Below are 13,213 nucleotides of genomic sequence, written 5' to 3' on the forward strand. Positions count from 1 at the left end.
CCTCGATCTCCATGCCAGGAGCCCAGCCCGTGCCCTCTGCCGGACTCTCCACACGACGCGCCGTGCAGCTCGCGGCCCTGCTCGCGCTCGCGGTGTTCTACACCGTGCAGCTCGCAGGTGCGCTGCTGCCGAACGTGCCCGTCTTCGTCGCCGCCTCGCTGGCGGGACTCGCCCTCGACCTGTACCTGACGCACAAGCAGCCCGGACTGCTGGCGCTGCTCGGGAAGGTCCGTTTCGACGTCACCACGCGACAGCTGCTCCGCGACATGCTGGTCGTCATCGGGCTGGTGCGTATTCCCGAGGTCCCGCCGGACATCGAGCGACCGCTCACCCTCCTGCTGCTGGCCGCCTACGCCGCACACTTCCTGTGCCAGGCGGTGGCCCAGCTGGTGCGCCGGACCCGCACGCTGCCGGTCGTCACCCGCAACATCGACACCTCGGCGCTCAATCTCGCCGACGCGCCCTCCCGGCTGCTGGCCCGGCAGCCCAGCCGCAGGCTGCTGCGCTTCTCCATCCCCGGCACCGTGGGACTGATGCTCAGTGCGAGCCTGTCGGTGCAGGAGTGGGGTCTCATCGGTGTGAGCTGCACCCTGCTGCTGTCGCTGAGCAGCGCCTTCTACCTGGCCACCTGGCTGCTGCCGAAGAACCGCTCCAGGAGCGAGCAGGACGTGCTGGCGTGGCTGGACAAGTGGCTGGCGGAGTACCAGCCGACCGTCGGCATGTACTTCTCCGGCGGCGCCTCCTCCGCGTACCAGGCGAACATGTGGCTGAGCACCCTCGCCCAGCTCGACGGGCGGCCGCTGATCGTGCTGCGTGAGCGGTTCATGGTGCAGAAGATCGACGCCACCGACATCCCGATCGTCTGCATCCCCAAGGTCGCCCATCTGATGCGGCTGGAGCACTCCACGCTCAAGGTGCTGCTGCACCCGGCCAACTCCGGCAAGACCTCACAGGTGCTGCGCATCCCCACCCTCAAGCACGCCTTCATCAACCACGGCGAGTCCGACAAGCTCTCCTCCTGCAACCCCTACGCCAAGGCGTACGACCAGGTGTGGGTCGCCGGCGAGGCAGCCCGCGAGCGCTACCAGCTCGCCGAGGTCGGGGTGGACGACAAGGACGTGGTCGAGGTCGGCCGCCCGCAGCTGAGCCCCATCCAGCACGCCGACGAGCGCGCCGCGGCGCCGAAGAGCGAGTACACGACCGTGCTGTACGCCCCCACCTGGGAGGGCTGGGACGGCAACCCGGGCAACACCTCGGTGCCGCTGGCGGGCGAGAACATCGTCAAGGCGCTGCTGGCCGACCCGAAGGTACGGCTGCTGTACAAGCCGCACCCGATGACCGGCTCGGTCGACCCCCGCGCGGGCGCCGCCGACCAGCGCATCCGCGCCCTGATCACGGAGGCCAACGCCGCCCGCGGCGGCTCCCGGCGCGACCCGGAGGCCGTCGCCGAGCTGGAGCGCCGCACGGCGGAGCTGGACCGGGTCTCCACCTCCGCGTTCCGCCGCAGCGCGGACGAGATGGAGCGGATGAAGATCCAGGGCACGCCCGAGGAGGGCAACGCCGACCGGGTGCGGGCCGCGACCGAGGCGTGGGAGGCGGCCTACTGGGCGTCCTTCCCCGAGTGGGAGCACCAGATCATCGCCGGGTCGCGGCCCGCGATCTTCACCTGCTTCAACCAGGCCGACCTGCTGATCTCGGACGTCTCCTCCGTCGTCTCCGACTACCTCAGCAGCGAGAAGCCGTACGCGGTGGCGAACACCAGCGGCATGACGGAGGACGAGTTCCGGGGCACCTTCCCGACCGTACGGGCCGGCACGGTGCTCACGCCGGACGCGGAGCAGATTCCGGCGCTGCTGGAGTCGGTGCGCCATCCGGAGAAGGACACCCTGGTGCGGGCCCGCAAGGAGCTCAAGACGCATCTGCTGGGCCCCTCCGACCCGCCCTCGCTCGCCCGCTTCAACGCCGCCGCGCTCAAGCTTGCGGAGGAGGCCGAGGCCCGCAACGCCCGCGTCGCGCAGCGTACGGCCGAGATCCCCGGCCAGCGGGAGGCGGAGGAAGCCGCCGAGGAAGCCGAGATGGAGGCGCCGGGTCCCGCGGACCCGGAGGACGTGGTGCCGACATGATGCGCTGAGCTGCCTGTCATAGCGCTGTGCCGCGCTGCGGACGCCACACCGAACCGTTCGGGCGGCGCACACGCAGCGCACCGGCGCACAGGGGCGCGGAACGGTGCAGGGCCCCGGGAGGAGTTCGCCTCCCGGGGCCCTTCCGTATGTCTGCGTCACTTGCATCCCACCCCTCCCAGGTGTCTGCGTAACCGCCTGAAAGCCCGGCACCCGCGTACCTACGCTCGCAGGCGACTCGGCCCGCACCATCCGCCGGGTTCGGCACCAGCAGCCAGGAGGGGACGCACGTGACACGTCTGAGAACCGCCGCAACACCACTTGCCCTGCTTCTGGTGGCAGGGCTCCACCTCGCCGGCCCCTCCCCCGCCGCGGCCGCCTCGCCGGGCACCGGCACCGGCCCCGTCTTCAACCTGCCCAACGGCAGCGCCGCCCAGCAGCGCGCGATTCGCAGCGATCTGCTGGCCCGGATCAAGGCCGCGGCGCCGCGGTCCACCATCAAGGTGGCCCTCTACCACTTCTGGGACGCCGAAGTGGCCCGCGCGCTCGCCACGGCCCACACCGCGCCCAAACGCCGCGTCAACGTCCGCGTGCTGCTGGACGAGTCCAGCGTGAGCGCGAGGCCGTCCAACACGTCGTACACGATCCTCCGCAAAGCGCTCGGCACCGACCGGGCGAAACGGTCCTTCGTCGGGCTCTGCCCCGCGCAGAAGTCCTGTCTGGGCAGCCCGCGTTCGGGCGGGTCCATCGCGCACAACAAGTTCTGGCTCTTCTCCCGCTCCGCCGGTTTACGGAACGTGGTGGTGCAGACGTCCTCCAACCTCTCCCCCGGCAACTACACCAAGTTCTGGAACGACGCCATGGCCGTCTCCCAGGCCCGCACCTACGCGGCCTACAGCCGCTACTTCGACAAGATGGCCCAAGGGGACTGGCGCGCCTGGCGCTACACCCGCGCCGACGCGGCCCCGTACACCGGCTACTTCTTCCCGCGAGCGCGCGGCGGCGACACCGTGACCGGCATCCTCGACCACGTCACCTGCCGCTGGAAGGACGTCAGGGGCAGCCATCGCACCACCGTCCGGCTGGCCATGTTCAAGCTCACCCGGCAGAGCGTCGCCGACAAGCTCACCGCGCTGCAACGGAAGGGCTGCGCCGTCGACATCGTCTACGCCGAGACCGACAGCAAGGACAGCACCGGCTCCCCCGGCACCTGGGAGACGCTGCACGCGCCTCGCGGTCCGGCACTGCGGTGTCTGCACTACGACGACGACGGCAACCGGAAGACCGCGCGGGAGGTCATCCACTCCAAAACCCTGATGATCTCGGGCCGGTACGCCGGCGCGCGGGACAAGCTTGTGTGGACCGGCAGCCACAACTACTCCGGGCCGGCGCTCACCAAGAACGACGAGGCCCTGCTGAAGGTCGACAGCTCAGTGGTGCATGACGCCTATGTGCGGCACTTTCGCTCTGTGCGGGCGTCGGCGCGGCCCGGGCGCGCCGACGATACTCCCAGCTGTAAGGGGGTGAGCCCGCAGCCGGAGCAGTAGGCCTGTGGTCGTGTTCCGGTAAGGGGGTGCCCCTGCCCGACGCTCGCGGTCCGGCGGGTTGCGTTGTGGTTTGTCGCGCAGTTCCCCGCGCCCCTTACGGGGCGCGGGGAACTGCGAACAACACGCCTACCCCTCGAAGGGGTTGAAGTCCTCGTATTCGCCCAGGGCTTCGTCGCGTTCGGCTTCGCGGTCGCGGCGGCGTTGGGCGGCGGGGCGGGGGGTGTCCATGCGGTGGTCCTCGCCGCGGCGGCCGAGCATTTCGGCGCCGGTGACCATGGTGGGCTCCCAGTCGAAGACCACGGCGTCGTCCTCGTCGCCGATGGCGACGCCGTCGCCCTCGCGGGCGCCCGCCTTCAGGAGCTCCTCCTCGACACCGAGGCGGGCGAGGCGGTCGGCGAGATAGCCGACGGCCTCGTCGTTGTTGAAGTCGGTCTGCCGCACCCAGCGTTCGGGCTTCTCGCCGCGCACCCGGAAGAAGCCCTCCTCGATGCGGGTCACCGTGAAGCCCGCGTCGTCGACGGCCTTGGGGCGGATCACGATCCGGGTGGACTCCTGCGCGGGGCGCGCGGCGCGGGCCTCGTCCACCAGGCCCGCCAGCGCGTACGACAACTCCTTGAGGCCCTGCCGGGACACGGCGGAGACCTCGAAGACGGGGAAGCCGCGCTGCTCCAGATCGGGCCGGATGATGTCGGCCAGGTCCTTGCCCTCGGGGATGTCCGTCTTGTTGAGGACGACGACGCGCGGCCGGTCCTCCAGGCCGCCGTAGCGGGCCAGCTCCGCCTCGATCACGTCCAGGTCGGAGGCGGGGTCACGGTCGGTCTCCAGCGTGGCGCAGTCCAGCACATGGACCAGCACGGAGCAGCGCTCGACGTGCCGCAGGAACTCCAGCCCGAGCCCCTTGCCCTCGCTGGCGCCGGGGATCAGTCCGGGGACGTCCGCGATGGTGTAGACGGAGCCACCGGCGGTGACCACGCCCAGATTGGGCACCAGCGTGGTGAAGGGGTAGTCGGCGATCTTCGGCTTGGCCGCCGAGAGCACCGAGATCAGCGAGGACTTGCCCGCGCTCGGGTAGCCGACCAGTGCGACGTCGGCGACCGTCTTCAGCTCCAGAACGACGTCCCGCGCCTCGCCCGGCTCGCCCAGCAGCGCGAATCCGGGGGCCTTGCGCCGCGCGGAGGCCAGCGCCGCGTTGCCGAGCCCGCCGCGGCCGCCGCGGCCCGCGATGAAGGTGGTGCCGGCGCCGACCATGTCGGCCAGCACCTCGCCCCGCTTGTCGAGCACGACGGTACCGTCCGGTACCGGCAGCACCAGGTCCTTGCCGTCCTGCCCCGAGCGGTGCCCGCCCTCGCCGGGCCGGCCGTTGGTGGCCTTGCGGTGCGGGCTGTGGTGGTAGTCGAGCAGTGTGGTCACGTCCGGGTCGACGACGAAGATCACGTCGCCGCCGCGCCCGCCGTTGCCGCCGTCGGGCCCGCCGAGCGGCTTGAACTTCTCCCGGTGCACGGAGGCGCAGCCGTGTCCACCGTTACCCGCGGCGACATGGAGCTCGACGCGGTCCACGAAGGTGGTCATAGGGATGTGCCTCCAAGGCGTGCTGGGGGGTGTACTGCGCGCGTACTACGCGCCGAGGGCGGACCTGCTTCCCGTACGTACGCATACGCCGTACGTACGGGAGAAGGAGGTCCGCCCTCGGGTGTGGAGAGTGTGCCGTCCGGCTGCTTACTTGGCGGCCGGGACGACGTTCACGACCTTGCGGCCGCGGTGGGTGCCGAACTGCACCGCACCCGCGTCCAGCGCGAACAGGGTGTCGTCGCCGCCGCGGCCGACGCCCTTGCCCGGGTGGAAGTGGGTACCGCGCTGGCGGACCAGGATCTCACCCGCGTTGACGACCTGACCGCCGAAGCGCTTCACGCCGAGGTACTGCGGGTTGGAGTCGCGACCGTTCCGGGTGGACGATGCGCCCTTCTTGTGTGCCATCTCTCCTCAGTCCTTACTTCTTGGCCGGGGCGGGGATGTCGGTGACCTTCAGCGCGGTGTGCAGCTGGCGGTGGCCGATGCGCTTCTTGTACCCGGTCTTGTTCTTGTACTTCTGGATCCGGATCTTGTCGCCCTTGTGGTGGTCCACCACCTCGGCCTGAACCTTCACGCCCGCCAGGACCCAAGGGTCGCTGGTGACCGCGTCACCGTCGACGACGAGCAGTGTGGAGAGCTCGACGGTGTCGCCGACCTTGCTCTCGGAAATACGGTCAACCTCGATGACGTCGCCCACAGAGACCTTCTGCTGGCGCCCGCCGGTGCGCACGATCGCGTACACGCGGAACTCTCTCTCGCTCGAATCGAAGCTCCTGACGCCAGCCGCCCGCCCGCGCGAAAGCGCGGATCTGATCCGGGAGGATTGAGCGGCCTCTCCCGGGAGCCGGGAGGGATTTGCTCAGGAGCAGCGTGCCCGGGTGAGGGCATGCCGACGGTCAAGGGTACCCCATACGGACCTGGGGCCTGGTCGGGGCGGGGAGGGACCGGCCCTCCCCGCCCTTCCCGGTCAGTCCTCCGAGGCCGACGCTGACACCGAGGCTCCGGAGCCGCCTTCCTGCTCGGCGGCGGCCGTCTTCTTCGCCGCGGACTTCCTGGCGGTCTTCTTCGCCGCCGGCTTCTCCGCCGACTTCTCGGTCGCCTTGGCGGCCGTCGCCTTCGTGGCCGACTTCGTGGCCGCCTTCGCCGTCGTCTTCTTGGCCGCGGCCTTCTTGGCCGTCGCCTTCTTCGCCGGGGCCTTCTTGGCCGCCTTCTTCGCGGCGGTCTTCTTCGCCGGAGCGACGGCCTCGCCCTCGTCCGCCGGAGCGGTGGTGGTGACCGTGCGGGTCACCCGCCGCCGCGGGCGGACCGGAGCCACATCGGTGACGACCTCGCCGACCACCGGCTCGGGCTCGGCAGGCGCGGCAACCGGAGCGGCCACCTCGTCCGAGGGGACGACCAGCACAGCGGCCGCGTCGTCACTCGTCCGGGGAGTACCGGCCGGTGCGCTGGCCTTGCGCGTCACCCGGCGCCGACGGCGGGCGCCGGTGGCGGGCTCGGGCTCCGGCTCGGCGGGAGCAGCAGGGGCCTCCGCCGGGGCCGCGGCCTCGGCGGCGTCGGGCGCGAGCGCGCGCTCCGAAGCAGCCGCCTCCATGACGGCCGCCTCCGCAACGGCCTGCTCCGAGACGGCCGGCTCCGGTGTCGGCTCGACCACCTCGGCGGTCTCGCTCGCCGCCCTCCTCGGCGACCCCGCGGGGGCGCTCGCCTTGCGGCTGCCCCGGCGACGCCGGCCACCGCGCGAAGCGGCAGCCGCGGCCTCCGCCTCGGCGGCGCTGCTGAACAGCTCCTCGTCCGGTACGAACTCCACCGGCACGGGCACCGGCGCCGAGGCATCGGCGGCCTCGGCCGCCACCTCGGCGGGCTCCACCGCGACGGCGGCGGGCTCGGTGGCGGGCGAGGGCTCGGGCTGCGCCGGAACGGGCTCGACCGGCGCGGGCTCGAAGGGGACGGGTGCGGGCTGCGGCTGGGCCTTGTCCGCCTTGCCCTTGCCCTTCTTGCCCTTCTTGCCGCCGGCGGTACCGGTGACCGTGGCCTGGTCCATGTGGACGATGACGCCGCGGCCGTTGCAGTGCACACACTGCTCGGAGAACGACTCCAGCAGCCCCTGCCCGACCCGCTTACGGGTCATCTGCACCAGGCCCAGCGAGGTGACCTCCGCCACCTGGTGCTTCGTACGGTCGCGGCCCAGGCACTCCAGCAGCCGGCGCAGCACCAGGTCGCGGTTGGACTCCAGGACCATGTCGATGAAGTCGATCACGATGATGCCGCCGAGGTCGCGCAGCCGCAGCTGGCGCACGATCTCCTCGGCCGCCTCCAGGTTGTTCCTGGTGACCGTCTCCTCGAGGTTGCCGCCCTGGCCGGTGAACTTGCCGGTGTTGACGTCGACGACGATCATCGCCTCGGTCCTGTCGATCACCAGCGAGCCGCCGCTGGGCAGCCACACCTTGCGGTCCAGCGCCTTGGCCAGCTGCTCGTCGATGCGGTACGTCGCGAAGACGTCCACGTCCGAGGTCCACTTCTGGAGCCGCCGGCCCAGGTCCGGCGCCACGTGGGAGACATAGCCGTGGATGGTCTCCCAGGCTTCGTCGCCGCTGACGATGACCTTGGAGAAGTCCTCGTTGAAGATGTCCCGCACCACTCGGACGGTCATGTCGGGCTCGCCGTACAGCAGCGTGGGCGCGTTGCCCTTCTGGGCCTTCTTCTGGATGTCCTCCCACTGCGCCTGGAGCCGCTCGACGTCGCGGCGCAGCTCGTCCTCGCTGGCGCCCTCGGCCGCCGTACGGACGATCACGCCGGCGCCCTCGGGGACGACCCGCTTGAGGATCTGCTTGAGCCGGGAGCGCTCGGTGTCCGGGAGCTTGCGGCTGATGCCCGTCATGGAGCCCTCGGGCACATAGACGAGGTAGCGGCCGGGCAGCGAGACCTGGCTGGTCAGCCGGGCGCCCTTGTGGCCGATCGGGTCCTTGGTGACCTGCACCAGCACCGACTGGCCGGACTTGAGCGCGGTCTCGATACGGCGCGGGCCGTTCGCCATGCCCAGCGACTCGAAGTTGACCTCGCCCGCGTACAGCACGGCGTTGCGGCCCTTGCCGATGTCGACGAAGGCGGCCTCCATCGACGGCAGCACGTTCTGCACCTTGCCGAGGTAGACGTTGCCGACGTACGAGGTCGACTGCTCCTTGTTGACGAAGTGCTCGACCAGCACATCGTCCTCGAGGACGGCGATCTGGGTGCGCTCGCCGCTCTGCCGGACGATCATCTCGCGCTTGACGGCCTCACGGCGGGCCAGGAACTCCGCCTCGGTGATGATCGGCACCCGGCGACGGCCCTGCTCACGACCCTCGCGGCGGCGCTGCTTCTTGGCCTCCAGACGGGTGGAGCCCTTGATGGCCTGCACCTCGTCGGAGGGCTCTTCCTTCTTCTTGCGGGGCTCGCGGACCTTGACGACGGTGCGCTCGGGGTCGTCCGCCGTGACGGTCTCGGTCGCCGGGGCCTCCGCGTCGCCGGACCGGCGACGGCGCCGACGGCGGCGGCGCGAGCTGCTGCTGGAGGGTCCGCCGGAGGGCGCTGCCTCCTCGTCGCCCGCGGCTTCAGCCGCGGCCGGCTCGCCGGCCTCGGCCTCCTCCGCGGCCTCGGGGCGCTCCTCGCGCTCCTCCTGCTCGTCGGTCTCCGCGCCCTCGGCCTGCTCGGCGCTCTCGCCACGGCGACGACGGCGGCCACCCCTGCGGCGACGGCGTGCGGGACGCTCGTCAGCCTGGGCGCCCTCCTGCTCCTCGCCCTCGGTGTCCTCGCCGCCCTCGCGGTCCTCCCGCTCCTCGCGGGCCGCGGGCTGCTGCTCGGCGGGCGGCTGTTCGGCCGACTCCGCGCGGCGACGACGGCGACGGCGCGGGGTGCCCGCGGTCTCGTCCTCGACAGCGGCCTCCGGCTCGGGCTCGACCTCGGCCTCTGCCTCGGCCCGGCGCTCCGCCTCGGCGGCAGCGGCGGCGGACTGCGGGGTCTGGAAGGCCGGTTCGGTGAAGACGGGCGGCTGGAACATCGCCACGGGCGGCGCGGGCCGCTTCCGGCGCCCGGCACGGGCCTCCGACTTCTCGGCCTTCTCGGCCTTCTGAGGCTTCTCAGCCTTCTCAGCCTTTTCCGTCTTCTCGGGCTGTCCGGCCGTCTCGGCGGCGACCTCGGCGCCCTCGGCTGCCCGAGAGGCTCCGCTGGTGGGGGCCGCGAAGCCCTTGGCCACCTTCGGCTCGGCGGGCTCCGCCTCCTGCGGCGCCTCGGCTGCCTTGCCGCCCTTGCGGGTCGCGCGACGACGCGTACGGGCAGGCGCGGAAGCCTCGTCGGCCGCGGGCTGCTCAGTCGCTGCCGCCTCGGTGGTCTCGGCGGGTGCGGTGGCCTCGGTGATCTCTGTCGCCTCGGTGGAGGCGGGTGCGGCGGCGCGGGTCGCCCGGCGCCGGGTACGGCCGCCTGAAGCGGGCTCGGCGGGCGCCTGGGTCTCCGGCTCGGCCTCCGCCTCGGCAGCGGCGGACTTACGGGGGGCCGCGCGGCGGCGGCTGCGCGTCTTCGGCGCCTCGGGCTCGGCCTCGGCCGCCAGGGAAGCAGCCGCCTCGGAGCCCTCGACGGACTCGGCGGCCTCCGCGGCCTCGGTCGTCCCGTCCGCGGGCGCGGACGTCTTACGGCTGGTGGCACGGCGCCGGGTACGCGCCTTCGGCGCCTCGGCCTCAGCCTCGGCGCTCCCGGCCTGCTCGGCGCTCACGGACTCCTCGGCGGACTCCGCCGGAGCCGGCGATCCCGCCGGAGCGGTGGCCTTACGGGTAGCACGGCGGCGGCCGGACTTCGGCGGCTCCGTCCCCACCTCGACAGTGCCCCCGGCGCCCTCGGGCTGCGCGGTGGCAACGGCCTGCTCGGCACCCTCGGGCTGCTCCGCGGGCTCCGCGGGAGGCGGCGAACCCGCCGGGGCGGTGGCCTTACGGGTGGCGCGGCGGCGGGTACGAGCGGCGGGGGCCGGAGCGACCTCGGCCGGGGCCGTGGGGGAAGCCTCCCCCTCGGCGCTGTCCGAGCCCTGGGCCCCGGCGTCCTGCGGGGCGTCCGCAGCGCTGTTCCGCACGGTCAACGGCGCGGACTCGGCGGCGGCCGCGTCGGCGGTCTCCCCGGTGTCCGCGGTCGGCGGGCCCGCGGGGCGGCTGGCGGCACGGCGACGGCGGCGCGGAGGCAGGGTGTCGCTCGGTGTGCTCAGGGCACCACCGGCGGTCTCGGGCGCACCGGCGGCTCCGCCGCCGACAGTGGCCTCACTGTCGACGACCGACCCGCCGGACGCGGTGGATCCACCGGGAACGGCGGAGGTGGCGGCTTCCGCGGAAGCGGCGCTGCCGACTGCGGCTGCCTCGGCTTCGTTGGATTCAGTTGGTTCGAGCATGCGGGCGGTTCTCCCGTCACGCTCCCGGGCGCCGCGCTCGTGGGGTCCGGGGCGATGCACCCTCGCGGGTGGATCGCTCTCCGGGGCGCGGGCGCCGCACGGGAGCTCGTTGTCTCACTCGCCGGTTCCGGCCCTTGTCCGGCCCGGCTACGGCGAAAGTCTGCTGGTCTGTGCGCTCGCCTGCCGTACGGCTGCCCGGGTGGCTCCCTGGCGTGCGTCGTCGGCGGCGGCGCGGCTTCGGCGGCTGTCCTACGCGGTGACGCCCGGCACCGTCGCGGCGCTGGAGATTCCTGAGCCGATGGGCTCCGGAAGCGCGTCGCGGTCAGGTGCGAACGGGTCGGTCACCGTGCCGCTCTCCTCATCGAGCGGCCCCTGCGCCAGCCTGGTCACCGCTGCGGCAACCGGCGGCGCCAGGTCGGCCGTAGCGCGGAGACCGGACAGGACGTCGTCGGGTCGTACGGCAGGTGTCACGTGTCGTACTACCAGGCGCAGTATCGCACAGGCCCCCTTGCCGGGCCTATCGGTGCTGATGGCGGCGTCCGCTTCGGCGTCACGGCCGGTGACCGTCAGCGAGCGGACGGCTGCCCTGGCGTCGAAGGACCGGATGCCCTTCTTGGTCTGCCGCTGCACCTCGACGGACTCGGCGGCGAGGAACGCTTCAGCTGCCTGGTGTGCCTCCTGCGGGGTTACTCCGTCGAGCCGCAGCTCCCACACGGACGCCTGGAGCCGGTCGCTGAAGTCGGAGCCGTGTGCCTCGACAGCGTCGACGATGTCGAGGCCGTCCGGCATGCAGCTGTCGAGCAGCGCGCGCAACTGTTCGGGGTCGCGCTGCTGGACGAGGGCGATCTCCAGGTACTCGGCCTCGCTGCCGGTGCCGGTGGGGGCGGCGTTGGCGTAGCTGACCTTGGGGTGCGGGGTGAAACCGGCGGAGTACGCCATGGGTACCTTGGCCCGGCGCAGTGCCCGTTCGAAGGCGCGCTGGAAGTCGCGGTGGCTGGTGAACCGAAGGCGGCCTCGCTTCGTGTAGCGCAATCGGAGCCGCTGCACGGTGGGTGCGGGCGGCGGGCCTTCGGGCTGTCGCTTGCCCAGTGGTTCTCTCCTCGGTGCCGGGCGGCGCGCGGGGCGCGGCCGCCCATGTCGTATGGGTCTGTCTCGTGCGTCGTGTACGAAGGCGGAAGTCCGCACCGGCCAGGCCGGCGCCCTCGGTGACGAGGCGCCTCACCTGCGGCCGGACACCGGGAGTGTCCGGCGGGCGGGCCCGGGGCCCGCCCCGGGTCGGTGCGGATGATCCTGCTGCCCAGGGTACGCGGCTGCCCTACGGCAGCGGCTCCCGCTCCTTGGAGCGGCTGCCGCCGAAGAGCGCACGCCGTATCTCTGCCCGCGTCGCGCGCACCGATTCCCGCGCTGTCCGAAGCGCCGCCCGCACCGACCGCCCCGCGGCCCGCAGCGAACGGCCCACCGCCCGCCCGGCGGCGGCGAGCGGACGCCACAGCCAGTCGCGCAGCACCCGCCCCACTGGCGCCAGCACATACCGCCACAGCCCCACGAACGGGGCCACCAGCAGTATGTACAGCACTCGTCCGAGGAACCGGAGGACAACCGCGGTCACCCGGCCGGCCATCCGCCAGGCGATGACGACAGCGCCCGCGATCTCCCGTACGACCAGCGCGACACCGCGCCCCACGGGGGCCAGCACCCAGCGGTGGAGGGCGACGGCGGGTGCCACGAGCAGCCACCGCCACAGCCACGCCAGCGCGGCGCCCACCCCGCGTACCGCCGCCACGACCGCATGCCCGAGTGGGGTCAGCACATAGCGGTAGAGGCCCACCACCGGGGCCACCACGAGCCACCGCCACAGCCAGGCGAGGGTCACGGCGATACCCCGCCCCACGGGGGCGAGCACATACCGCCACAGCAGCACCATGGGCAGCAGCAGAAGGTGCCGCCCCAGCCAGGACAGCCCGCTGCCGAGGCCGCGCAGCACGGCCAGCACCGCGTGGCCGAGCGGGGTGAGCAGATGGGCGTACGCCCACACCAGCGGCGCGACGATCAACACCCGTACGACGAACGCGACAGCGGCGGCGATGCCCCGGCCCGTCGGCGCCAGCACATACCGCCACAGAGCGACCCACGGCCAGACGAAGAGGGCCTTCGCCGTCCAGACCAGGGCCAGCCCGGCGCCCCGGAGAACGGGGGCGAGGACGGTGCGCCAGAGCCAGCTCGCCGGGGTGACGACCAGCGTGCGTCCCAGCCATGCCAGCCCGCGCCCCACCGGCACCAGCACCCCGCGCCGGAGCGCCCGCCCCGTCAGCACCAGTCCGTCCCACAGCAGACGGACGGGCAGCACCAGCACGAACATCACGATCCGCACCGGCAGCCGCACCGCCGCCGTCAGACAACCCTCAGGTTCCTTCGCGTGCTCCTCGCGAGGCGGGGTGGCGCCGTGGCGTGCCTGATATCCGTTCACGCTGCTGGGGACGGGGAAAACGAACCCACCGGTTCGGCCGGCGCTGTGCGGATCCGGTAACGGGCCGGCTCGCGGGCGCCTCGCCGGAGCTGTTCGGCCAGCATCCCCG

Annotated in this window: 8 protein-coding genes; 2 read left to right on the forward strand and 6 right to left on the reverse strand. The window is 72.6% G+C overall.

Features of this window, described 5'->3' with window-relative positions; genetic code table 11:
• The first annotated feature begins 29 nt into the window (after positions 1-29).
• On the forward strand, positions 30-2,123 hold the full coding sequence (locus ACQEU8_RS29975) for a hypothetical protein (RefSeq protein ID WP_433106583.1): 2,094 nt from the start codon (positions 30-32) through the stop codon (positions 2,121-2,123).
• Positions 2,124-2,410: 287 nt separating this feature from the next.
• Positions 2,411-3,667, forward strand: coding sequence for a phospholipase D-like domain-containing protein (locus ACQEU8_RS29980; protein ID WP_433106585.1), 1,257 nt, complete (start codon positions 2,411-2,413; stop codon positions 3,665-3,667).
• A 126-nt stretch (positions 3,668-3,793) separates the two neighbouring features.
• On the opposite strand, the gene obgE is transcribed toward ACQEU8_RS29980, so the two are convergent.
• The 6 genes from obgE to ACQEU8_RS30010 form a co-directional block, all read right to left on the reverse strand.
• Complete coding sequence (obgE, locus tag ACQEU8_RS29985; RefSeq protein ID WP_433106587.1) at positions 3,794-5,236, reverse strand: GTPase ObgE; 1,443 nt, start codon at positions 5,234-5,236, stop codon at positions 3,794-3,796.
• Positions 5,237-5,383: 147 nt separating this feature from the next.
• Complete coding sequence (gene rpmA / locus ACQEU8_RS29990) at positions 5,384-5,641, reverse strand: 50S ribosomal protein L27 (RefSeq protein ID WP_099880750.1); 258 nt, start codon at positions 5,639-5,641, stop codon at positions 5,384-5,386.
• A 13-nt stretch (positions 5,642-5,654) separates the two neighbouring features.
• On the reverse strand, positions 5,655-5,978 hold the full coding sequence (gene rplU, locus ACQEU8_RS29995; protein WP_030886289.1) for a 50S ribosomal protein L21: 324 nt from the start codon (positions 5,976-5,978) through the stop codon (positions 5,655-5,657).
• Positions 5,979-6,203: 225 nt separating this feature from the next.
• Entirely contained in the window at positions 6,204-10,637 is a 4,434-nt protein-coding gene (locus ACQEU8_RS30000) for an Rne/Rng family ribonuclease (RefSeq protein WP_433106590.1), read from the reverse strand.
• A 249-nt stretch (positions 10,638-10,886) separates the two neighbouring features.
• Entirely contained in the window at positions 10,887-11,684 is a 798-nt protein-coding gene (locus tag ACQEU8_RS30005) for a TIGR03936 family radical SAM-associated protein (RefSeq protein WP_433106592.1), read from the reverse strand.
• 268 nt (positions 11,685-11,952) lie between these two features.
• Positions 11,953-13,104 carry a hypothetical protein gene (locus tag ACQEU8_RS30010; protein ID WP_433106594.1) on the reverse strand — a complete coding sequence of 384 codons (1,152 nt, stop codon included), beginning with the start codon at positions 13,102-13,104 and terminating at the stop codon, positions 11,953-11,955.
• Between the last annotated feature and the right edge of the window lie 109 nt (positions 13,105-13,213).

The organism is Streptomyces sp. CA-250714 (genome assembly GCF_050936705.1).
Classification (GTDB): Bacteria; Actinomycetota; Actinomycetes; order Streptomycetales; family Streptomycetaceae; genus Streptomyces.